This is a genomic window from Amycolatopsis sp. FDAARGOS 1241 (assembly GCF_016889705.1).
Classification (GTDB): Bacteria; Actinomycetota; Actinomycetes; order Mycobacteriales; family Pseudonocardiaceae; genus Amycolatopsis.
Map to the genome: position 1 here is coordinate 5,006,471 of NZ_CP069526.1, position 23,299 is coordinate 5,029,769.

Consider the following 23,299-nt stretch of genomic DNA (forward strand, 5'->3'; position numbering starts at 1 on the left):
CAGCCGCGGCGGACGCGAGTCTGCGAGAGTCACGGGGCGCGCGGTGCGGATGCAGAGCGTCAACGGCCGAAGACGAGGACTTCCTCGGCCGACGTCACCCGTCGCAGATGAGGTCGACGAGACGCGCCCGCGCTCAAACCTCGCGGTGGTGCCTCGTAAGGAGGTTGCGGTCGTGGATTGCGGCACAGCGCGGTCGTCGAAGCAGGCTCCCCTCGCGCTCGTGATGGTCGGAGGAGTCCCGCTGCATGAGCATGGGGACACTCCTGGACTCGCGGTCGTGATGGTTCTCAGCGTGCCGATCGTGACCGCCACGTTCCTGGTCGTGCTCTACCGGATCCCGCTCGCCGCGGTGGCGGCGGTCGCCCGTTCAACCCGAAGAGCGCCGTCGAAACTGGCATCGCCTTGTCGATCTTGCTAGTGTCGCGTGTCGTTAGTTGTTTGACGGTTGGGTGGGTGTCAGAATGCGGTATGGCGAATCGACCGGCTGCCGCGCTGTCTCTTCGTGATGGTGATCGTGAGCGGTTGCTGTCGTTGACCAGGAGTTCGTCGGTGCGGGCGGGCCTGGCGCAGCGGGCGCGGATCGTGCTGCTGGCCGCCGAGGGTGTGGCGAACAGTGTGATCGCCGAACGGGTCGGGGTGTCGCGGCCGACCGTGATCGGCTGGCGGGAACGTTATGAGGGTGGTGGGATCGACGGCCTGCACGACGAGGCGCGCTCGGGGCGGCCCCGGCTGGTGGACCATCGAGAGATCGTTGCGGCCACGCTGAAGCCGCCGCCGAAGAAGCTCGGCGTGACGCACTGGTCGAGCCGGCTGCTGGCCGCCCGGCTGCGGATCAGCAACGGCACGGTGGCCCGCGCGTGGCGGGACTACGGGGTGCAGCCTTGGCGGAGCGAGACGTTCAAGTTCTCCACCGACCCAGAGCTGGTCGCCAAGGTCACCGACGTGGTGGGGTTGTATCTGGCGCCGCCGGAGAACGCGATCGTGCTCTGTGTCGACGAGAAGTCCCAGGTCCAAGCGTTGGACCGGACCCAGCCAATGCTGCCGATGCAACCTGGACAGGTCGAGCGGCGCACCCACGACTATGTCCGGCACGGCACCACCACCCTGTTCGCCGCGCTGGAAATCGCCACCGGCAAGGTCACTGGCGCAGTCAAACCGCGGCACCGGCACCAGGAGTTCCTGGTATTCCTCAAACAGCTCGCCCGCGCCTACCCCGACGACGAGCTACACCTGGTGATGGACAACTACGCCACGCACAAGCGTCCCGAGATCCGCGACTGGCTCGCGGCGAACCCGCGAATCCACGTCCATTTCACACCAACCTCAGGCTCCTGGCTCAACCTGGTCGAGGTCTGGTTCGGCATCATCGAACGCCAAACCATCCGCCGCGGCAGCTTCCGCTCCGTCCACGACCTCAACGCCAAGATCCGCGCCTTCATCGACGGCTGGAACGAACGCTGCCACCCCTTCATCTGGACCAAAACCGCCGACGAGATCCTCAAGAAGTCCAACCGTCAGACCACTTCAAACACAGACCACTAGTGGCCGTAGCCGTCCTGTTGACCTTGCAGGTGCGCGGTATTCTCCAGGCGCCCTATCCGCAAGTGCGGGCGGTCGAAACAGTAGCCACCACGTTCCCCTCTTCGTGCTGGTCTCCTCCACCGCGTACTTCGTGATGGGCGAAAGTGCCTTGGGAAACTTCTCGGAGGCTGCAAATGGTTCTCGGCCTTTTGCTCCTCGGCCTTGTGGTCAGAGTGATCTACCAGGCGGCGCAGGCCGGCCTGGCTCGACGACGCAGTGATTCCGCCGACCAGTAACCACCGGATCGGAGAGCGCAGCCGAGCGGAGCAAGTTGGTGGTCATCTCCACCTGCCGTCAAGCCCGGTCATGGCGGGCCGGCACCGAGCAGATAGAGCTGTTTCTCTGCGCCCGCCCGCATCCCACGGTTGATCACTGTCGAGAGTGGCCTCAACGACGGCATCGCCACCCCGATCGTCGTGCTCGCGCTCGCCGGGGCAGCCTCCGCCGAGGACCACAAGCGACCGCTGCCGCGCGCGACAGGAATGGACGTGCGAATTTCCGGTCTTCCCGGCATTGGTCATTCTCATACGGATGGTTTCACTCCGCCGGGCGGCCGGGAAGCGAGCGGGCCGGCGCCGGGCGCGCATCGTGTCGCGCGCCCGCGCCGGCCACCGATGCCCGAGGACCGGATGGGCTCAGTTCCCGCTACGCCCCGGTCCCGACGTGGAGCACGACCGGACCGCCCTTGTTGCCCGAAACAGCGCGCTCGAGCGCGGTCGCCGCCTCGGCCAGCGGCAGTACGGTGCCGACCGACAGGGTCAGCCGGCCCTCGGCCAGCAGCCCGCAAAGCTGCGCGAGCTGGGCGGGGTCCGGGCGCACGTAGACGTCGGCAACGCTGATACCACGCTCGGCCGCCGGCGGGTCGCCGGTGATGGTCGCCATCCGGCCCCCCTCCCGCACAGCCACCATGGCCTCGGCGCTACCTGCGGGGACCGCGTTGACGGCGGCGTCGACCCCGACGCCGCCGGTCAGTTCACGGACCCGATCGGGCCACCGGCTGTCGTGGTAGTCGACGACCTCGGCCGCCCCGGCCCGCGCGACCCGCCCCGCGCTCGACGGCCCGGCCGTAGCGACCACCCGGACCCCCCGCCCGGCGGCCAGCTGCACCACCAACCCCCCGGTCGTGCTACCGCCACCGTGGACCAGCAGCGTCTCGTCCTCGGCGACCGTGAGCGACTCGGCAAGAACCTGCTCCGCAGTCAGCGCAGGCACCGAAAACGCCGCCGCCGTCTCCCACGACACCCCCCGAGGCTTCACCACCACCAGCCCCGCGTCGACGACCACACGCTCCGCCCAGCAACCCTGGTGACGCAGGGGAAGCGGATGACCGAGCACCGCGTCGCCGACCCGCAAGTCCGCGACCTGCGAACCGACCGCGATCACCGTGCCCGCGACTTCCACACCCAGTGCCATCGGCGGTCTCAACCCGACATTCCACGCACCAGCTCGGACGATGTCGTCCCAGTTGCCGACACCCGCCGCCGCAACCTCGATCACCACCTCGCCCGGACCCGGACCATCCGGCTCGGGCAACTCCAGCACCTCGACTTGGCCACCGATTTCACGCACTCCAGCAACACGCATCACATTTTCTCCATTTCACTCTGGCGAGCCTGGTATTTCTTCGACCACTCGGCGACGAGCGCGGTTTCCTCCGCGCCACCGAAGGCATAAGCGGGCGACATGATCGGCTGGACGCGGTCGACGTGGACCAAGACCGCCTCGTGCGCGGGGTAACCTGGTCCGTTCAGGTCGAGCAGCCAACTGTGCAGCCACTGGTAAACCGGCGTTTCACCACCATGAATCGTCGCCGTCCCGGTGAACCGGTAGCCCCGGCGCCGGAAGACATCCACCGCATTCATCTCCACACGCGGATCCGCGGTCAGGTTCGCGACCGTCCCGGGCGAGGCGATGTTCATGAACGCGATGTGCTCATCGTCATACACCCGCGCCGACGCCTTCGGCGACAAGCTGGGCGAGCCATCCGGCCGAACCGTCGCAACAAAAGTAAGCTTCGCAGCCTCCACAATCAACCGCATATCAGCGTCGATCATGCTCCCCGCTCCTCTCAATTTCGAATATGCCCCAACCGCCCGCGAGCGGCCTGGAGAAGTGAAAAGCGCTGACAGAAAAGCCCGCCTGGCTCGCCGTGGCCGAGCAGCCCGGTGAGTCGGCCGTGGCGCTCGCGCGTGCTCGAGGGGCACGTTGCGCGCCGAAAGACGATCCCAAGCGTGCGCAGGACGAGGTCTTCCCGAGCTGTGCGCGCCGCCTTACCAGCGTCACGGTCAGCTGGGCGCACCGGCCGAGTCGACGGCGGGGATGTCGATCTCGGTCTCGTTGACGTTGTTGATGAAGTTGGTGAACAGGGCCTGCACCGCGACCGCGACGATCGCCAAGATCTGCGGGTCGGTATACCCGGCGCCTCGCACAGCCGCGAGATCTGCGTCACTGACCCGCCCACGACTCTCAACCACTCGCTGGGCGAACCGAGCGACTGCAGCACGCTTGGGATCGACCGAGCTCCCGGCACGACCGAGGGCGATGTCCTCACTCGACATACGACCGAATTCGGACGATACGTACGTGTGGATCGCCAAGCAGTAATCGCAGCCGTTGGCCTCCGACACCGCCAGCGCGATGCTGTGCCGGGTCTTCGCGTCCAGCACTCGGCTCAAGGTGCCCTGCAGAGTCGTGACAGCCTCAAGAACAGTCGGGTTCGACGCGATGACCTTGAACATGTCCGGCACGAAACCGAGCTGCGCGCCAACACCGGCGAGAATCCTCTGCACGCCGGCGGGCGCATCATCCAGAGCGGGAACATTCAGTCGTGGCACAGCGAATCAACCTCCAATAGATGCGTTATTGGTCGGCGTCGAGCCCACGTCGACTCTTACCGTCGCAGGGTCACGTTCACGTTTGCGGTTGTGCGCCCTGGCGGCTACGGGGCCACGAACACCAGGGCCGAGCTGAACCGCCACGGTGTGGAAGTGTTTCGGTACACGGTCGAGCTGTCCATGCGGGAGACCGGTTTCGCGGTTGCTGCGGACAAGTCGCCACCCACCACTCACCGAGCCGCCGAGACCGGCCGGCCGGGTGATCCGGTCGAACGCGACTTCGCAGCAACCAGACCGAACCGGGTTGTGGGTCACGGAGCCACCTTGGAGTGCAGCACCGGACGATCCGCCACCTCAGCGCCTCGCCGACGCCGGCACGCTCTCCTCGGTCGGGTCCAGAGACGACTCCTACGACAACGCGATGACCGAGGCGGTCAAAGTCCCTCCACAAGGCCGAACTGGTCCGCAACAGGGGCCGCTCGCGAAGGATGACGACCTGAGAATTGCGACGGTGGAGCGCATTGACTGGTACAAAAACCGGTGTCTGCTCGGCGAAGTCGGACACGTCCCACCCGCCGAATACCATGACCCGGCAAAGTGTTCGATCACACGTCTCAACGTTTTGGGAACCGGCTCCGACCGGCAAGATCTTTGCTCGACCAGCCGGGCTGATCGTATATCTTGCTCCCGGTAGCGATTGTATCCTTACAACGGCGTAGGCGTGTTTGCCGAAGCTGTACTCAAACAAGGAGTGGACCTCATGACAGACCCCGCGATCGTCGTCGGCGTCGATGGATCGGACCAGGCGTTGGACGCCGTACGCTGGGCCGCCGCCGAAGCGGCACCCCGGGCCCTACCGCTGCGGCTGGTGTCCGCCGTCGACCCGGCGATCGCCGTCACCACAGCCGGCCCGCCCGTCGTGGAAGAGGCGATCGAGGCCATCGAGCACGTCGCTCAGGCGGACCTCGAGAAGGCCGCGCAGCTCGCCCGTGAGACCGCAGACATCACCGCCCGCACCGAGTACCTCCCCACCCCGGCGATCCCGGTACTGATCGAGCAGTCCAAGCACGCTCGCCTGCTCGTCCTCGGCGCGTCCGGGCGCGGCGGGTACGCCGGCATGCTGCTCGGGTCCACCGCGGTGTCCGTGGTGGCACACAGCGAATGCCCCGTCGTGATCGTCCGCCCGGCCGCCGAGCCCACAGGTCCGGTGGTAGTCGGCGTCGACGGCAGCGAGACCAGCCTCGGAGCGCTGGCGGCGGCCTTCGACGAGGCGGCCTGGCGGCGGGCGCCCTTGGTCGCCGTGCACTCCTGGTTCGACTCGGACTACCTGCTCGCCACCCAGTACGGCGTGCTCGACGGTGAGCCGGAATCGGAGGAGCAGGCTCAGGTGCTGGCCGAAAGCCTCGCGGGGTGGCAGGAGAAATACCCCGACGTGACGGTTCAGCGCGTCGTGGTCCGCGACCAGCCTCGCCACCAGCTGCTCGATTGGAGCCGCAAGGCCCAGCTCGTCGTGGTCGGTAGCCGGGGCCGCGGCGGCTTCAAGGGGCTCGTGCTCGGTTCGACGAGCCAGGCGCTGATTCAGCACGCGCCCTGTCCCGTCATGGTCGTGCGCGGGTAGCGGGAGAGTCCGCGCGCGAAGAGAGCGACGTAAAAGCCGGCAGCCGCACACTCGTTTTGTCTCGTGACCCCACTGGTCTGGACAGAGCGGCGCTGGGAACGCCGAACCTCCGGGGCCACTGGCCCCGGAGGTCATTCCTCACACCGTCGACGTCGAACATGATCCTGCCGCGCAGGGCACCGTTTCAGGACCGTGGCTGTACGGTCTGGACGGGCGCCACCAGCCCCTCCTCGTGCGGGGCAATGATCGAACCTGGTGACCTGACTGGACGCGGCCGTGCACACTCGTGTCCGAGCGCTGACTCCCGGCGCGGCGAATGGAGAACCCGGCCGTGACCAACCTCGGGCGATCAGGCCCTCGCGAAGCGCGGCGGCGATCTGCTCTGGCGCGTGACGAGCCCCGCCAACTGCGCAACCTGCGGGCACCCACGGCGAATTGTTCCCGGTCAATCCAGTCCGATGTGGATCTGAACACTTGCTTGGCCCGCGCGGATTGCCGGTCGGCTACTTACCGTCCCGGCTGGTCCGGGACGCGTCGGCCCGCGGGTTGCGTGCGGCGATGACGGTGAACAGGGTGGCGATGAGGGCGAGTCCGCCGTAGCCGAGGGCGATCTGCGGCAGCGAGAAGGTGGTGGAAAGTTGCCCCGCGATCAGCGCCGGGATCGTGGCACCACTGTAGCTGAGGAGGTAGACGACGCTGAAGATCGGTGCGCGGTCCGCCAGGGTGCTGCCCGACAGCAGGCAACGGGTGGAGGCGCTCATGGCGATGCCTTGGCTGGCGCCGGCGACGATGGTTGCGGTGATGAAAAGCACCAGTGCACCAGTGGCGATCGCTGCGATGATGCCGATCATGCCGGCCAGGAAAGCAATCATGCCAAGCCGTTGGGCCACCGCCGGGGTGAACCGGCCGCTGAGCGGAGCGCCGAGAACGCTGGGACCCATGTAGGCGGCGAACACGAGTCCGAGGACGAGCGGGCTCCGGGTATGGAGCTGGTCTTCGACCAGCGCGGGCACGAAGGCTTGGTAGAAGGCCCCGGTCGCCCAGGTGGCCAGCAACACTGCTGCCGCAACGGGAAGCAGGTGCCTGGCCCGCGCGGGTACCCCGACCCGGGGGCGCAGCGATCGCCAAGCGCCCGGCGTCGGAGTGGCCGTTTCCGGGCTGACGACGATGAGCGCGATGGAAACCAGAAGCAGGCCGATCACGACCAGGTAGATGAGATCGCGTGGCCAGGGGCCGAACTGGACGAGGGCGCCAGAGGTGATGGCGCCGACCGCGAGGCCGAGCATGACCGTCTGGCTGGAAGCGACCGAGGCCAACCAGGCCGGCCTTACTGGTGCGGCGTCGACGATGTAGGAGGTGAGGCTGCTGCTCGCCAGCCCGGCGCCGAAGCCCATCAGGAGCCGACCCGCGATCAAGATGCCGATGTGGTGCACGTTCAACAGCAGCAGGCAGCCCAGCAGGAGGAGGCCGAGGCTGGCGATCGAAGTGGGCCGTCGCCCCAGGTGATTGGACAGTCGCCCCAGCGCCAGCAGTGTGGTGAGGGTGGCGGCGGAGTAGGCGACGACGGTGATCGAGATGTCGGCGTTGGTGAACCCGTCCTCCGCCCGGTAGACGTTGAACAGCGGGATCGTCGAACCCACCGCCACAAACACGGCCACCAGGGAAACCACCGCGGACAAGAATGCCAGCCGGAGTGATCTGACCTTAATGGCACGGTTGGTCACTGGTGCCGCGTTGTGCATCGAGCTACGTCTTTCTCGTGTTGGGTACGCCTAAGGGTTTTGTGCGGTTCCGATCGAAGTGCGCGGGCTGTCTCACGACCAGGAGCGTCACGGGCAGCGGGGCAGGTGCCGGAGCGATCGCGTCGGCCGAGACACAGATCCAGGTGCCCTCACGCGTCCTGTGCACGTCGGTGTACAGCGTTTGCTACTTCGCGCCATCGGCAAGCTGCACGAGGAAATCTTCAGCGAGCACCTCTCTGAAGCAAGCGGCATCGCTGGCCTGGTCGGCCTCGGCGTAGTGAAGGTTGAGCGGCTCGAGGATCGCCAGTCCTCGAGTGACTGCTTGGTTTCGCTCATTTTCCTCTGCCCCTCCTGCCTGCGGTTCAGCGGTCGTTGTAGGCGCGCACAGCGACCGGCGCCATCGTGCAACTGCTTAGCAGCGGCCCGTCGCGCCGTCTTACCAACAGTGAGGTTTTCCCGGTAAGTTGATCAACCTGCGAAACTTACGGCGAAGCTTGTGCGAGCGCTCCGTCCGGCAAGTCGGCCAGCTGCGGCGCGTACGTCCAACTGGCCGGCGAGAGCAATCGTCCGCCGGGCCAGGACCATCCGATCTGGCGGCGCCGTCTTCGCTACCGCGGCCACGACCTGCGGACACGACCCAGCTTGGGCCGATTCCAGGGGCGAATACGACCTGCAAGGCCCAGCTGATCAGATGACCGGCAAGCTGCGCGGTGACGTCGCGCACGAGCGGACCGCAGCCACGACCTCACCCGCGGTCTTCACACCGCTGGAGGCTACCTTCGCTGGCCTTCTGCTCAGATTGCAGCAGTGCGGACAGGTCCCGGAAGCGGTGCCGGTACGCGTCCACCGCAGGTCCCGACTACGACTTCAGATCAGCTGACACCGCGTCGTTCAGGTCGGACGAGACGCTCCCGCTGCCCGCTTGGACAGTGCTGTGGTGTCCGTGCTGCCCCACAACGTGGTGCGGGCGTGCCAGACAACCAACGCACCGTTGAGGCGGCGCGGGTCGCGCGCTTCATCCGACACGGCCCCTGCGACGAAGGTCGTCGGCTTCACCGCGCAACACACGGGAGAACCCTGCCAAGTGCTCGGGTACGATCGCCGGCTCGTTTCCCCTTCGCGCGTATCCGGCGGTCCTCCTCTACCGCCTGGTGGCGAGAATGACCGGTCAGTCACGGGGGCGCATGACCGACGCCAAGGCCACGAGATTTGCAGACGTAAACTCGCCGGGTGCGAACGCGTGGGCGCCGAGCATCGCGGTAAACGCGGCCAGAGCGTGTAGCGCGATCAGGTCTCCGGCCGAACCGTCGCCGAACGCTGCGGCCGCCGCGCGGAACCGCCCTTCGAAGAGCGCGTCCAACGCGGCCGACACTGCCAGCTCATGGTGCGGCGGCACCGTCGGGGCCAGCCGCGACAGCACCCCTGCCCTGATCCGCTCGGCCCTCAATCGGGCGCCCGCGGCCCGAGCCTCGGCAGTGAGATACGAGGTGAACCGCGTGGCCTCGGCGAGTACCTCGCCCACGCGCCCGCTTGCGTCAACCTGACCGGCGACCTGAGCGACCCGGTCGGCATCGCCTTCCACGTACCCACCGATCAATTCGAACAACAGCGCCGCGCACTGGCGGCGGTGTGCCTGCTCACCAAGCTTGACGCCGCCCTCGTCGTCTCCGTCGGTGAGCAGCGGTCCGTCGACGCTACCGGTGTCCATGGCGCAGCCGCCGGTTCCGGTCCCGCCCTGGGTCTCGAGCAGAGATTCCGTGACGACCTTAAGGAGCGATGATGCAAGCTGCGGGCGCCTCCCGTATATGGTGGCCGTGTCACTGGCGGCACCCGATCCAATGATGATCAGGTTCCTGATTTCCTCAGCAGCCACCCGTGAACCTCCGCTCGTAGTATGTATCGGCCTGCCCTCGACGGCGATGTGCGCGTTACCGCTGCAGAGCGCGGTTCCGAGGCCGTCCCACTGCCGCGTTCCTCAGCCGGTGAGTCGATCACAGTCGACGCCTGTTTGTCGTCGACCCGCGCAACGCGCGCCTCTTTCGCACGCCGGCGCCAGCCCACCCGACGCAGCCGTACGGGCTGCGGCGTTGTTGAGCATGACGACTGCAGCCGCCAGGCCAGATGGCGTTCATCACGTCGATGTAGGGTCCCTGGCCTGCGACCCGTTCGCGCCGCATCACAGAGCCAAGCGCAACGCTACGACCGGATTGGACGACCTCAGGGGCCGCTGATGAGCCTCGGCTTTCACGGTCGACGTGGCGGTCGAGGTGTTAGCCCGAAGGTCCAAGTCCGGCGGAGCGAAACGACCAAGCCTGCTCGGCCTCTCGACGAGAACGCGCGCCAGAGCAGGCACGACGGGCGGAACATCGACGGCGGAGTTCCCCTGCACCGTTTGCTTCGACCATATGCCCCTCCTCTGTGACTCGGCTTCATATTGGCGTCAGCCGACGATCGGTTCTTACCGCCCGATGACGCCGACGTACCAACTATCGATTGGCCCGCTCGGATTGCCCGGCGCCGAGCAGGCGGCAACCTGGTAGCCGCAGCAGCGCGCCAAGTACGAGACCTACGCCGAGGCCCGCCACTCACGCATCGGCAAGACCCGCACCCCAGCCGGCCTGACGTTCGCGAACAGGCGCACTGACCGGACCGAGAAGCCCTCCGCCAATCCTGCTACCGGTGGGCTCGAGGGAAAGGGCTGCAGCATGCGGTGAGCCGCCGAGCCGGGTGGGCTTCTCCGTCTTGCACTGGTCGGGCAGGTCCTCGTGCACATGACCCGGCCCGAGCATCGGCTTCCGTCGCACGGTCGCATACTCCCGTTGATGATCGAAAGGAGCGGTAGCGCGCCCGGCCAATCGAAGTCCAGATGACAGTCCACCCCGGGCTCGCCGCGCGGGGACCGTCACCTCGGTGTAGATGCGGCAGCAGTCCCTCCGGCAGGGGTACGAAGCAAACCCCAGTCGTCGGTGGTCGCAGGGTTTGCGCCGCTTCCCGAGCTGGTTTTGGTCAGCTCGGTTGGCACATCCGATTCAGGTGATCCCGAATTTGTCGGCGACGAGTTCGGGACGCTCTTCGGGGAGGTGGTGTCCTGCGTCGTCGACCACTTCGACGCGCAGGTCTGCGGCATGCTGCGTGGCGTCACCCAGCATTGCCGGTGGCGTGAACGGGTCGGCTCCGCCGGCGAGCAAGAGCGCGGGCGGGCGAAGCCTGCGGGTCTCCGCGTGCCGCAGCATCGGGATGAACTCTTTGTATGCGAACTGGTACATGAGCTGTTCACCGGCGCGTGCGATATCGGGTTGGCGCAGCACATCCACGTACGCGGCGACGGCGTCGGCCGGCATCGACGCCCGGTCGGTGACACCGCGACGCAGCCAGGCCCGGGTGAAGAACGGGAGGTGCGCCAGGACGAAGCGGCCGACCAGAGGTGTCTCGACGAACGGTGTCCACCCATAGCGCCAGGCGTTGCGGGCCACCCGTCGGACATCGAGGTAGGGGTGGAGTTCGTCAGGGCGACGACACGGGTGACGCGGTCGGGATCGTCGAACGCGAGCTGGAAGGCCAGGGCGGCACCACGGTCGTGCCCGACGAGAGCGATCCGGCCCAGCCCCAAGGAATCCAGCAGTGCCCGCAGATCGTCGACGAGCTCGGCGGTGCGGTAACCCTGCCTCGGCGCGTCCGACCAGCCGGCTCCGCGCAGGTCGGCCGCGATGAGCCGGTGCGAGTCACTCAGGAGGGGCATGACGTGCCGCCACATGTACCAGTGCTTCGCCCAGCCGTGCAGCAGCAGGACAGGGGATCCGGCACCTGTCTCGGCGACGTGCGTGCGCAGCCGCCCCGTGTCGATGTAGCGGTGACGGACACCGGGGACCTGCAGCGCTTCGGGGAGACCCCGTGCCGTCGTGTCCGGTGCTTCGCGCTTTCGTGCGCTCATTCGTGTCCCCTGCCGGCGGGCTCGGCGACCGTGAGCGGGTCGCCGGCGTCGGAGTCGAACGCGACCGATCCCGGAGCCGCCCGCCAATGCCCGCCACCGCACACAGCGGCGGAGGAGGGGCGGATGGGACGGGCCGTTGTGATCATGCCTGCGACTCTAATAGGGAAGCTGTGATCACGCCTCCGGGTCTGGAAGGGAAGCAGCTCAAACGTGGGACCACTTGCGCCCGCTCCTTCAGGACCATGTACCTCACTTCCGTCACCGCAGCCACGCCACGGTGCAGGTAGGCCGCCATAACGAGTGAGAGTGCGCTGGGACTGCACCTGGGCGACCGGTTCGAGCGCATCAATTCGGCGCAATGACTGCCCCACCGCGGTCCGCGCCAATTCAGTTCGTCCGGCGATGATCACCAACGGTGGCCGCGGTCGACATCGCCACGGTCGAGGCGCTCAGATCCCCACCGACGTCGAAGGGAAGGCGTGTGTAACGCCAATCCGGCGTCGCCTGGGCCAACGGCGATAGGGTGGTCGCAGCTTTGGACCATTTAGTCCCAATGGGGCTGTCACCTGGTGACCAACACCTGGGAGATGGGGAGGCTCTACATCATGGCGACACTCCAGGAGCTGGAGAAGCGGCTGGCGGCTCTTGAAGAGCGCGTGGCGGAGATCAAGCGGGACGCCGCGGCCGCTCGCGTGCTGGCCAGTGACTCCGATCGGGACGTCACTCTTTTGGGGGAGGAGATCGCCGCTCACACCCGTGTGCTCAGCGCGATGCGCGGGACACAGCTCGAGCACGGAAGGGTGATCGACACGCTGGCCGACCACGCGGACGAATGTTCGGGAAAACTGGCTGCAGATCTCACTGACATTGCCCGCTTGCTCCGTGAGCTCATCGACCGTCAGTGACTGCATGCGGTAACGAAGTTGCCGGACATCTCGCACCATGAGCCAACGGAATCGCCACTGATCCGCATGATTCCTGGCTTGATCGTCAAGACGGCGAAGGTGGTGGCCACGGGCCTCACTGGCGCGGCGGCCTATGGCGAGCTGACGCGGGCCGTCCGATCGGATGCGGTTCGCGGCGCGACGGTGACTGTGACTGTGACTGGGACTGGGACCGGGACTGGGACGTGAGGATTACGCGGTGTCCTCGCGGCTGTCGTAGAGGGTGACGGGCCACCACTGGTTGACCAACGGCGCATGAGCTTGATCGTCCCGATGATCTCGGTCCGCGTGTGCAGGGTGTCGCGGGTCAGGACCCAACACCGCACCGGCCGTTGACGACCGCTTGGCGCCAAGGTCGAACCTACGAGCGAGCCCAAGCACTCGAAAGCGGCGCGCTACTCCTTGGTCGCGCTTCCCCGTCCCGATCATGGTCACGGCGCACGCCTCGCCAACCTGACCCCGACACTCCAGGTAGACCGCACCCCACGTGGACCCGATGGTCCTCTTTGGGGCATGATGGGAGCAGGAAAACGACGTGCCCTCCGGCGAGCCCGACGACTGCCGGCGAGTTCCCCTTGCAACCCTTGGCACCCCGCCGGGGCTCGGCGCGACGCCGCGAACCGTCCAACCGAGACGACAACCGAAGTGGAGTGATCACCATGTCGGCGCGTACAGCTCTGATCACCGGCGGCACCAGCGGGATCGGGAAGGCCGCCGCTGAGACTCTGCACAGCCGCGGTTACCGCGTTGCCGTCACCGGACAACGTCCGGAAAGCGTCGCTCGGGCACGCGAGGAGCTGCCCGAAGACGTCCTGGTCTTGCAGGCTGACGCGCGCTCGCTCGCCGACACCGACAAGGTGGTGGCCGAGGTCCGAGCACAATTCGGGAGCCTGACGACGCTGTTCCTGAACGCCGGCGTCAGCCTTCCGATGACGCTGGACAATTGCGACGAAGCCGCTTTCGACGAAGTGTTCGCCGTCAACACCAAGGGCCAGTTCTTCACGCTGGTCAAGTCGCTGCCGCTACTGTCCGACGGTGCTTCGGTCATCGTCACCGTGGGTATCGGAGCTACTCGCAGCCTGACCGGCAACAGTGTCGCGGCCGGGTCGCACGGCGCGATGCTGGCCATGATCCCGACGCTGGCCCTCGAACTCGCCCCGCGCCGCATCCGGGTCAACGCGGTCAGCCCGGGATTCACCGACACCCCCATGACGCGGACCGCGCTCCGCACGCAAACCGATGACGTCGCGGCGACGATGGCGGCTATGGCCGACAAGAACCCCCTCGGTCGCCTCGGCACACCCGAGGATATCGCCGGGACCGTCGCGTTCCTGGCGTCGGACGAGGCCGCGTACATCACCGGGCAAGAGATCGTGGTGTCCGGCGGCGCCGGGCTGGCCATCTGACCGGACTGACGCCTTTCGACGGACACACTTGCGTCCTTATCCCGTTCGAGGAGCTCGCACACGAGGTAGCCGACCCACGACGGACGGCAGGCTTCTTCGTCCTGCCGTGCGCTCTCACGTTGTCGAGTCGCCCGGCCCAATAGGCGCGTTCCCCACCGATCAGCTGTTCGTCGATGGCTGCGATCCGGTTCATGGTCGAGATCGACTCGCGCGTCTGTAGCGGAGGGGCGTACGCCAGGGACGGCGTTCGTAGGTGCTGGGCCCGAAAGGCCGATCCCACGGGGCAAGCCCGCCGACCACGAGACGGCAGGAGTCGAGCACGAGCTCCGTCATGAGCATGAAGACCTTGCCGCGCACTTGGTAGAGGTCCCAGTCGGGGCCGGAACGACGCTCGAGGTCGGTGCCCGGAAGTCCCGCGGTGTGGTCGCCGGCGATCTCCTGCGCTGCGTGTTTCGCTCGCCACGTACTGAGCCGCCCGGGCAGCCTAGGTTCTTACTGCGGGGAAGACCCGTCGACCGGGCATCGGACCCGTGAACCTCACCTGCAGGAACCGGCAACGGTGTCCGGCCTCGGCGGCCGTCGCTACCGCCGAGGCCGGGCAGGCCGACGCGAATCACTCCAGCACGACGGTGACGGCTTTGGTCTCGGTGTAGGACAACAACTCGTCCACTGACTCTTCACGGCCGACACCGGACGCCTTGACGCCTCCGAACGGGAGCCCCCAGTAGTGGCGGGAACTCCCGTTGATCCACACGTACCCGGCTTCCAGCTCCCCTGCGATCCGATGGGCGCGGGTCACGTCGCTGGTGAAGACACCCGCGGTCGGTCAGTCCGTACTCGCTGCTGTTGGCAATGGCCACGGCTTCGGCTTCGTCTCGGAAGGTCAGCACGGTCAGAACCGGACCGAAGATCTCGTTCACCGCAGCCGGGTTGTCGGGTGAGACACCCGCCAGCACCGTCGGGGAGAGGTACCAGCCATCCGGTCCGACGGTGTCGGGGCGACCGCCTCCCGCGAACGCCTTGCCGCCGGCAGAAGTCGCCGCTGCGATGGCCTCCAGAGATTTGTCGTACTGGTTGCAGGAGATCACGGGGCCCATCTGCGTGCCCGCATCGAGCGGGTGGCCGACGCGGATCGACCGAACGTGTCCGACGACAGCCTCGAGAACCTGATCGGCGACTGATTCGTGAAGCAGCAGCCGGCTCGTCGAGCCACAAGACTGGCCGGCCGTGGCCGTGTAGTTCATGCCGAGCACCGCGCTCTCGACGGCTCGATCCAGATCGGCGTCGGGCAGCACGATCAGTGCGTTCTTACCGCCGAGCTCGAGACTGACGTACTTGACGCCGGATTCTGCCGCGGAGCGCTGAATCATCCGGCCTGTGTCGGGTGCACCGATGAACCCGATGCGCCGAATGAGCGGGTGCGCGACGAGTGCGGTGCCGCTGACCGCGCCCCGCCCGCTGATGACCGCGCACAGGTCGGGACCGAAGACTTCGGCCGCCAGCTCCGCCATTCTCAAGGCTGACAGAGGCGTTTGGTCAGGAGCCTTGAGCACGACCGCGTTGCCTGCAACCAGCGGCGCCGCAACCTTGGAGGCAGCGAAGAACAGCGGGTGGTTGAACGGCACGATCCGGGCGACGACCCCATACGGCTCCTGCACGCTGTAGTGCAGATTACCCGACAACGGGTATGTCGATCCGCCAAGTTGCAGAGCGTGGTCGGCCATGATGTCCACGATCGTCGCCGCGGCGCCGACGTCGGCCCGCATGACGGGCAGTGGAAAGCCGGCATCGATCGTGTCGATCGTCGCCAGCTCTTCCTCGTGCGCACGCAAAACCTCGGCGAAGGCACGAACCTTCGCGGCCCGGGCCCGCACGGGCAGTTGTGCCCACGGTCGCTGAGCTTCGGCTGCCGCGCGGATGATCTCGTCGACTTCATCGGCCGAGCAGTCGGGTGCGTCGGTCAGGCGACGGCCGGTCGTGGGGTCTTCGATCTGGCACCGGTTCCGGGTCGGCATCGGACGGCCGTGAAGTTGCATCTCCCAAGACCGGTCAACGATCACGGAGAGCTGGTCTTGCGCGGTCATGCGGTGAGTCCTTCACTGGTCGGAGAGGTCATCGGTGGAGCAGCCCGCCGCTGACCGACAGAACCTGTCCGGTCATGAAACGGCTGTCGTCCGAGAGCAGGAACGCGACCACACCGACCATGTCCTCAGGTCCGGCATCCCGGTGGAGTGCTTGTGCGGCGTGCATCGCTTCCTTTTGAGCTGCGGAGACGGTGCCCCGAGGTATCTCGGTGTAAGTGGGACCAGGTGAGATCGCGTTCACGCGGATTCCGTCGCCGCCCAGTTCGCGCGACATCGAATACGTCATTCCGGTCACGCCGGCCTTGCTTGCGGTGTAGTGCAGGTATCCCGCACGGCCCAGCCAGACCGCGTCGGAGGCGACGTTGACGATGCTCGAATCGCTGCCCTGTCGTAGGGCCGGCAGCAATGCGCCGGTCAGCAGGAACGGTCCGCGGAGGTTGACGGCCATGAGGCGGTCCCACTCCTCGAGCGGGATTTCCCAGAACGGGCGCATCACGATCGTGGAGAAGATGGCGGCGTTGTTGACCAACCCGTGCAGGCTGCCGAACTCGGTGTTGACGAACTGAGCGAAGGCCGAACACGAGGCCGGATCAGCGACGTCGAGGTAGTGGAAGCAGGCCTTGCCGCCGGCGTCTGTGATCTCCGTAGCGACTCGTTCCCCGGGCTCGGTGTTGATGTCGGCGACGACGACGGTTCCTCCATCGGCCGCGACCCGTTGGGCATAGGCCCGACCAAGGCCCTGACCTCCGCCGGTGATGACGATGGTGCGGCCCGCCAGTCGTGTGTTCATGCGCGCACCGCCAGCGAGCGGTGCCGTGACGACGGTTCGTCGCCGGGCACGATCTCGGCCTGGAGCTGGGTCAGGCAGGTCGGGCAGAAGGTTTGCCGGAAGATCACAGGACGGTCGGTGAACCGGCTCGCGTTCTCGCGGACGGACGGTCCGGCGGTGGCCGGTGTTGTTTCCCGGACCAGGGCTTCGCGCAGTGGCTGTGCCGCATCGCCGAGGACGTGCCCGCAATGCCGGCAAACGACGCGCCCGTCGGGCTGCTGTTCGAGATTGTCGTCGATGAAGACGGTCACGCGGTGGCCTCCGTGCGGTCGTCGTCCAGTCCGGCGCGGATGCGTCGGAGTGCGTTGCGGCGGGTACGGGTGCCCTCGTCGTCGACGGTGCCGTCTGTCCCGAGGACGACGCCGTAGACATCGGTGGCACCCCTTGGGGAGACTTTGTGCGCGAGAACGTCGGCCGCGACAGCCGATGGGTCGCGTAACAGCGGATCTCCGTATCCACCGCCGCCTTGCCAGTGGGTGAAGTAGACGTCCGCCTCCCCCAGTTCGGTCTCGTGGTGCGTCGGCAGCACATCGGGCGTGCCGCCGAGTTCGGCAAGTGACGACGGGATGTGTCCGCCGGCCAAGTCGGCGCGCACGGTGGTGGACCGCAGCAGCACGTCGTGCTGGGTTCCGGCCGGCAGCCCACCGGAGAGACCGCCCGCAAGGGGAAGGGCCTTGCCAGGCGCGGAGACTACGAGATGGACACCGCCGAGTGGGCTGTCATACGGAATGAAGCAGCTCGAAGCGCCGACCCCACCGCGGTAACGACCCGGGCCACCTGAGTCCGCTTCTTCGCGGCGCCACAAGTAGAGCATCGGAAAGCTGAACTCGTTCATCTCGACGTCGGCGACGCGCCCATGGGGATGCACGCCATGCCACCGGTGTCGACGCCATCGGCGTGAGTCCGTGCACCGAGACCGCCGGCCATCGAATCGCAGAGCATGGTGACGAAGCCGCCGCCGCGTTGGTCGACTCCTGCGAGCAGGGCGAAGTCCCAGGTGCCGCAGCAGACGCTCATCAGCCGCTCACGGTGCTCCGGGTGCGCGTCGAGTAGGCTGGCGAGACATTCGGTGACGACGTTCGTCGTAGCCCACGCGGATGCAACCGATGCTTTGCCGATTCCCGCTGGGAAGGTGCAGTTGTTGATGGTGCCGGGTTCGCTGACGATCTTCGTCGGCAGTGCGGCGGCCACGGAGGCGACCCCGTCGGTCCCCTCGACGCCGCTGATCGCATAACCGTGCCGGCGGACGTTCTCGATCTCAAGTTCCAGGTCAGACCAGGTTCTGTCCTGCCCGACCGCCAACGTGCCCGACTCAATGCCGGAGTACATTCGGTGCAGCTCGGCGACTTGCGCTGTGGCCAGCATTGCCTTCCCCGCCGAGCTGCAACTGGCGGGCATCGCCAGGCCCAGCCGGGACGCGACCCTAACCGGTCGGGTGCTCTCCACGGCGTCGACGAAGCGCACAGTGCCGCCGTCGAGGATCACCAAGTGAACCGTTTCAGAGAGCTCGGTATTCAGCTTCTCCAAAAACGGACGGAGAATCTCTCGCACATCGAACCGGTGCAGGATCGCGAACGCCACGGCCGTCAGCGAAGTGCCGGGCCGGTAGAGCTTGGTCCTCACGTCCTTCTGGATGAACCCGCGGTACTGCAACATCGCCAGCAGTCGGTGTGCGGTCGACAACGCCACATCGAGGTACTCGGCCGCGTCAGTCACTCGCAGTTCGCTACGCTCTCCCAGTAGCAATAAGAGGCGAAGAGCCCTGTCGACCGACTCGATCGGGTAGCGTGACCGGCCCGACGAGGCTACCGCATTCTCCAGAGTCGGCTTCTTCATAGCAGAACTCTACGGGATTCAGGTGAGCCGTGCTGGCACTTCACCCCGCCGAACGGTTCGAAACCGGATTGAGTTCATACCCGCGAACAGGTCAGGCGAGCTACCGACTAGAAGAGGACCGCATAGTCCATTATTTCGCATGTAAGCGGACCTGGCCGAGGGCCATGTCGAGCGCGGCGCGCAATTGCTCGGCGTCCTGGGCGGTGTGCGCAAGCAAGTAACCTCCCTGCAGCGCAGCGATGACGCCGACAGCAAGAACCTCGGGCACCGCGTCGGAATCGAGGTCACCGGCAGCCTGGATGCGGGACAGCGCCGAGGTCAGCAGTCCCTGCCACCGGGAAAACGCTGCAGCGAGAGCAAGCCTGCCACGGTCGTGCCGGCGAGCGAGGTGGTAGACCAGCGAGCCGAGGGGGCAACCGCGTTCGGCCGTGCGCGAATCGAGCAGTCGCGCCTGCCACCGTTCCAGGTCTGCCAGCCGATGGACCGCGTCCAGGCTGGGGCGCTGCGCCCCTAGCACGACCTCGAGTTGAGTCGTGACAATCGCCTCTACGATGCCGTCGGGGTCGGGAAACAGCTGCGCGAGGTCAGCCAGCGTCACGTGCGCGGCGGCACGAATACGCGCAGTGGTGAGCGAGCCGACGCCTTCACGCAGCAGCAGTGCGGTCGACGCTGCCACAACGCGCGCTCGAGGTCCCGGCTCCGAAGGGTCGCGACGCGAGCGGGGCCTGTCATACCAGTCGGCCGTCATGGTGGCAACAGTAACCGCACGAGATCCGGCAGGGGATGTCCCCTGAGCAAGTAGGGCCCAAATGGTCCACTTCTTATCCGCTGAGGGCAAAGCTGCAGATACGAACTCGACCTTTGCGGACGCGAGCCCCCCGGCGTGCAGTGGTCCCGCTGAGCTCGCGACACCTGGCGCCGGCACCTCGACCTCATTGCCATCCCCGCTCCCCGTGATGGCGAGCGGCCGCCAATGGCCAGACGCGATAGCACTCGTGGACGCGGCTGGCAGACTTATCTGCGGGTTGACCATGGTGGACGATGTGGTCCGCGGCAGGTGAGTCCCGGACAGGCCAGACAGGGAAGAGGTGCCCGAACGAAGGCGATTTTGCTGGGAGGCAAGGCTGCGGGCACGACCGGGGATGACACTGATGGACCCGACCCGGGCTTGACGAGGCTCGCCGACCTCCCGGGGGCGAACTACGGCGATGGTGCTGGGATGAGGTTGCGTGGCCGTCGACTTGGATCGACCGCCGCGGCCGACAGCGGACGCTGTCGCGGTGGTGGAACCCGGAGAGCACAGCCAAGCCTGTGCGGCTGACGGGAAGTGGTGAGCCGAACGGGCTCGGATTCTGCACACTGCACTGGAGTTGATGATGGTCAACGGGGTGGCCGCCACCGCGCTTCGACGATGTCCGCGCGGCGATCAGCACCACCAAGTCACTGCTCTACTGGGTTCGTAGTGACTCGACCAACGAAGCAAGTCCATATGAGCGTTGCAAGGCCGTCAGCTTCGATGAGATTGTGCGACAGACTGTCCAGCTGTACGGGATATACAACCGCCACCAGCGGTCGCGGCGAACCACCGCGAGCCCTTCTTTCGTGTCACCTTGGCGACGGGCTCTACTGGACCATATGGTCCCCGTCAAGTCCGGCGGGCGAGGGAGTACAGCCAGGTACCTCGAGCCGAGCCGCGGCCGAGCGATTCCACCCAGTTGCCAACGGGTGACTGCGCCACCATCCGAACCGCCACGGACACTTCGGCCGGCCGTGCGAGAACCCGGGTCGGCGGGGCGATTCCCGCAGGCCCGGGTTCTCGCACGGCCGGACGGCGCGTGCTCGGTCAGAGCACGTCGGCCAGGTCGGACAGCAGCGCGGCCTTGGGCTTGGCACCGACGATCTGCTTCACCGGCTTGCCGCCCTGGAACAGGATCAGCGTCGGGATCGACATCACCTGGTAGTCACGCGCCGTGTTCGGGTTCTCGTCGATGTCGAGCTTCGCGACGGTCAGCTTCTCGCCGTTCTCGGCCGCGATCTCCTCGAGCACCGGCGCGACCATCTTGCACGGCCCGCACCAGGTCGCCCAGAAATCGACCAGAACCGGCTTCTCACTGGTGAGCACGTCATCCACGAAACTCTTGTCGGTCACCTTCACGGTGTTGGCCATCGGTTTCTCCTTCAGGTGGTCGGAAACTCGGGAAGACTCGGAAAGATCAACGGGCGCCGGCGCCGTAGCCGCCGCCGACCAGCTCGGCCGCCTCGTGGGCATCCGGGTCGCCGTGCTCGGCCAGCCATCGTTCCGCGTCGATGGCCGCGCTGCACCCCGAACCCGCCGCCGTGATCGCCTGCCGATAGGTGCGATCCACCAGATCACCGGCCGCGAACACCCCCGGCACGTTCGTGTACGACGTACGACCCCGCGTCACCACGTAACCGTCCTCGTCCAGCTCGACCTGGCCCCGCACCAGCTCGCTGCGCGGGTCGTGCCCGATCGCGACGAAGAACCCGGTCACGTCCAGCTGCTTCTCCTCCGTGCGAAGTTCAGCGCCGCACCATGGACCGGCGGCAGGAGCAGGGCTTGCGCTCTTGCCACAGCGAGATCCCGACGTTGACACGTGCGATCCGGTGTCTCGTCGCTGCGCACGATGTCGACGACCGCGGCCGAGGCCGAGCCTGCACCACGTGGCGTCAGCGCCGCGCCTGCCGAGCTTGGTTACCGCTCACCCAAAGCCTGCTCGGGGACGACGCGCACCTGATTCACGCCGCGCGGCAGATCACCAAGCCCGTCACAAATTGACCGGCGCCCACTGACTGCCCGCCGGAGCCGCGTGAACGGGGTTGAACAATGCGGCCTTCCTCGCGCGGCGACCGGCTCGCACCTGTCTACCTCGAGACCACCACCGATGATGCCAGCTGACTCTCATCAGCGCGAACACGACTGTTACGGGTTGTGCGTTCGTGCCGGCGTCAAGCGGCGCGGGTTTCGCCATCGGCAATCTTTTCCGGAAGCAGAGGCACCCCTTCATTCCCTGCGAGCGAGCGTCACGAACCGCATCGCCACCGCTGCGAGGACGGCGGAGGCCAGAATGACGAAGCCGGCCGTGAGGAACACCGTCGGTAAGCTCGTCGACGTAACCAGGACCGCACCGAGACCAGACCCGGCTGCCAGGGCTATCTGAAGGTTGGTCACGTTGACCGCCGACGCGGCTTCCGGGGTTTCCGCCGCCGCATCGAGTATCCAGACCAGCGTTCCCGGGTTCACGATCCCCCAGAACAAACCCCACAGCACGAACAACAGACCGGCCAGCCAGGGTAAAGTCCCCACACTCGCGAGCCCGATGACCAAGGCGGCCACCACCGTCGCAGCCCCGGCGAAGGTTCCGATCACATTGCGCTTGAACAGGGATCCGGCGACGAGCGAGCCGACGATGCCACCGCAGCCGTAGATGACGTACAGCAAGGAAATCACGCCGCTCGACAGATGCGTGTGCTCCATCAGGAACGGGGTGATGTACGTCCACGCGGTGAACTGTCCGATGAACACCACCGCGCCCGCCGCCATCCCCAGCTGTGCCGGCCGCCGTGAAACGACTCCGACGAGATCACGCAGACGCGTACGCCCGTCCGGCGGAATACTAGGCAGCACGACCGCCTGCGCGACCACGACAAGCAGTGTCGCCGCCGCCGCGGCGGCGAAGGTGAGACGCCAGCCCACGAGGTTGCCCAGGAACTGTCCCGCGGGCAGCCCCACCACCGTCCCACCCGAAATACCCGCCGCGACGATAGTGATGGCACGAGTGCCACCGGTCGGGCCCACCAGCTTGGGCCCGACCGGTGAGACCACGGTCCAGAAGGCGCCGAGGGTGGCGCCGAAGAGCATCCGGGCGATCAGCACCAAGGCGAAGTTCGGCGCCACTGCGACGACCGCGTTCGACACCAGCACAGTCACACCCAGGACGAGGATGACCGAGCGCCGGTTGAATCGGCCGGAGCCGAGGAAGAACAGCGGCGCCGACACCGCGGCGCTGAACCCCGGCACGAGCACCATCAACCCCGCAAGGCCCAGCGAAACATGCAAGCCATCGGCGATCCGCGGCAGCAGTCCCACCGGCATCGTCTCCGTCATCACGACGATGAACGCGCCGAGTGCGATGGCACCGACTGCCACCCAGCCTCGTCTGCTCCCTGGCTCTACCGCAGCGACGGCAGCGCGAGCGGACCCAGAATGGACCGGGACGCCCGCAGCGCACGACGATGTCGAGACCACGCGCACCTGTGTTGCGCGACGCGTCGGCGTCTCCCCCTCGGTTTCGGTCATGATGCTTTCCCTCCTCGTGACGTACTCCTCACCAGCTCAGCGCAGCCCGACGCTCCGTCGGCAATCCCAAAGCGCCAAGACAACTCGGGGTCGCACCCGCTCCGCGATGCCGGATCGCAGCACGGCATGGAAAACGCGGCTGGCGGCCCCGTGGCCGCCTTCCGCGCCCGGACGTG

18 protein-coding genes and 2 pseudogenes are annotated in these 23,299 nt (G+C 66.8%); 4 read left to right on the forward strand and 16 right to left on the reverse strand.

Going from position 1 to position 23,299, the window contains the following annotated elements; genetic code table 11:
- Positions 1-468 precede the first annotated feature (468 nt).
- A complete protein-coding gene (locus I6J71_RS24630; RefSeq protein WP_204089022.1) occupies positions 469-1,542 on the forward strand; it encodes an IS630 family transposase in 1,074 nt (357 codons plus the stop codon).
- A 684-nt stretch (positions 1,543-2,226) separates the two neighbouring features.
- On the opposite strand, the gene I6J71_RS24635 is transcribed toward I6J71_RS24630, so the two are convergent.
- From I6J71_RS24635 to I6J71_RS24645, 3 genes are all read right to left on the reverse strand, one after another.
- Positions 2,227-3,165, reverse strand: a complete 939-nt coding sequence (locus tag I6J71_RS24635) for an NADP-dependent oxidoreductase (protein WP_204089023.1) — start codon at positions 3,163-3,165, stop codon at positions 2,227-2,229.
- Positions 3,165-3,635, reverse strand: a complete 471-nt coding sequence (locus tag I6J71_RS24640) for a pyridoxamine 5'-phosphate oxidase family protein (protein ID WP_204089024.1) — start codon at positions 3,633-3,635, stop codon at positions 3,165-3,167. Before I6J71_RS24640 ends, I6J71_RS24635 begins: the two co-directional genes overlap by 1 nt.
- 231 nt (positions 3,636-3,866) lie before the next feature.
- Positions 3,867-4,415 carry a carboxymuconolactone decarboxylase family protein gene (locus I6J71_RS24645; RefSeq protein WP_204089025.1) on the reverse strand — a complete coding sequence of 183 codons (549 nt, stop codon included), beginning with the start codon at positions 4,413-4,415 and terminating at the stop codon, positions 3,867-3,869.
- A gap of 760 nt (positions 4,416-5,175) precedes the next feature.
- On the opposite strand from I6J71_RS24645, the gene I6J71_RS24650 reads away from it, so the two are divergent.
- Positions 5,176-6,033, forward strand: a complete 858-nt coding sequence (locus I6J71_RS24650) for a universal stress protein (protein WP_204089026.1) — start codon at positions 5,176-5,178, stop codon at positions 6,031-6,033.
- Between the two features lie 503 nt (positions 6,034-6,536).
- On the opposite strand, the gene I6J71_RS24655 is transcribed toward I6J71_RS24650, so the two are convergent.
- The 3 genes from I6J71_RS24655 to I6J71_RS51040 all read right to left on the reverse strand — a co-directional run bounded on the left by I6J71_RS24655 (position 6,537) and on the right by I6J71_RS51040 (position 11,706).
- Positions 6,537-7,757: an MFS transporter gene (locus I6J71_RS24655; RefSeq protein WP_204089027.1), complete on the reverse strand. Its 1,221-nt coding sequence runs from the start codon at positions 7,755-7,757 to the stop codon at positions 6,537-6,539.
- Between the two features lie 1,186 nt (positions 7,758-8,943).
- Positions 8,944-9,648 carry a hypothetical protein gene (locus tag I6J71_RS24660; RefSeq protein ID WP_204089028.1) on the reverse strand — a complete coding sequence of 235 codons (705 nt, stop codon included), beginning with the start codon at positions 9,646-9,648 and terminating at the stop codon, positions 8,944-8,946.
- 1,029 nt (positions 9,649-10,677) lie between these two features.
- Positions 10,678-11,706 carry an alpha/beta fold hydrolase gene (locus I6J71_RS51040; protein ID WP_204089029.1) on the reverse strand — a complete coding sequence of 343 codons (1,029 nt, stop codon included), beginning with the start codon at positions 11,704-11,706 and terminating at the stop codon, positions 10,678-10,680.
- 569 nt (positions 11,707-12,275) lie between these two features.
- On the opposite strand from I6J71_RS51040, the gene I6J71_RS24670 reads away from it, so the two are divergent.
- Both I6J71_RS24670 and I6J71_RS24680 read left to right on the forward strand, forming a co-directional pair.
- Positions 12,276-12,611 (forward strand): hypothetical protein, encoded by a 336-nt coding sequence (locus I6J71_RS24670; RefSeq protein ID WP_204089030.1) that lies wholly within the window; start codon positions 12,276-12,278, stop codon positions 12,609-12,611.
- A 698-nt stretch (positions 12,612-13,309) separates the two neighbouring features.
- A complete protein-coding gene (locus I6J71_RS24680) occupies positions 13,310-14,056 on the forward strand; it encodes an SDR family oxidoreductase (RefSeq protein WP_204097225.1) in 747 nt (248 codons plus the stop codon).
- A gap of 613 nt (positions 14,057-14,669) precedes the next feature.
- Here I6J71_RS24680 and I6J71_RS51045 read toward each other — a convergent pair.
- The 10 genes and pseudogenes from I6J71_RS51045 to I6J71_RS24725 all read right to left on the reverse strand — a co-directional run bounded on the left by I6J71_RS51045 (position 14,670) and on the right by I6J71_RS24725 (position 22,973).
- On the reverse strand, positions 14,670-14,855 hold the full coding sequence (locus tag I6J71_RS51045; protein ID WP_370541966.1) for an aldehyde dehydrogenase family protein: 186 nt from the start codon (positions 14,853-14,855) through the stop codon (positions 14,670-14,672).
- Between the two features lie 85 nt (positions 14,856-14,940).
- Positions 14,941-16,140, reverse strand: a pseudogene (locus I6J71_RS24685) (aldehyde dehydrogenase family protein); the annotation flags it as partial.
- Positions 16,141-16,168: 28 nt separating this feature from the next.
- A complete protein-coding gene (locus I6J71_RS24690; RefSeq protein ID WP_204089032.1) occupies positions 16,169-16,930 on the reverse strand; it encodes an SDR family NAD(P)-dependent oxidoreductase in 762 nt (253 codons plus the stop codon).
- A complete protein-coding gene (locus I6J71_RS24695) occupies positions 16,927-17,220 on the reverse strand; it encodes an acetone carboxylase subunit gamma (RefSeq protein WP_204089033.1) in 294 nt (97 codons plus the stop codon). The genes I6J71_RS24690 and I6J71_RS24695 overlap by 4 nt, the downstream gene beginning before the upstream one ends.
- Entirely contained in the window at positions 17,217-17,804 is a 588-nt protein-coding gene (locus tag I6J71_RS24700; RefSeq protein ID WP_204089034.1) for a hydantoinase B/oxoprolinase family protein, read from the reverse strand. Before I6J71_RS24700 ends, I6J71_RS24695 begins: the two co-directional genes overlap by 4 nt.
- A complete protein-coding gene (locus tag I6J71_RS24705; RefSeq protein ID WP_204089035.1) occupies positions 17,801-18,805 on the reverse strand; it encodes an IclR family transcriptional regulator in 1,005 nt (334 codons plus the stop codon). The genes I6J71_RS24700 and I6J71_RS24705 overlap by 4 nt, the downstream gene beginning before the upstream one ends.
- A 130-nt stretch (positions 18,806-18,935) precedes the next feature.
- Positions 18,936-19,553, reverse strand: a complete 618-nt coding sequence (locus I6J71_RS24710) for a TetR family transcriptional regulator C-terminal domain-containing protein (protein ID WP_204089036.1) — start codon at positions 19,551-19,553, stop codon at positions 18,936-18,938.
- A gap of 1,095 nt (positions 19,554-20,648) precedes the next feature.
- Entirely contained in the window at positions 20,649-20,972 is a 324-nt protein-coding gene (gene trxA / locus I6J71_RS24715) for a thioredoxin (protein WP_204089037.1), read from the reverse strand.
- A gap of 46 nt (positions 20,973-21,018) precedes the next feature.
- Positions 21,019-21,336 (reverse strand): annotated as a pseudogene (locus tag I6J71_RS24720) (FAD-dependent oxidoreductase); the annotation flags it as partial.
- Between the two features lie 491 nt (positions 21,337-21,827).
- Positions 21,828-22,973, reverse strand: a complete 1,146-nt coding sequence (locus I6J71_RS24725; protein WP_204089038.1) for an MFS transporter — start codon at positions 22,971-22,973, stop codon at positions 21,828-21,830.
- Positions 22,974-23,299: the final 326 nt, after the last annotated feature.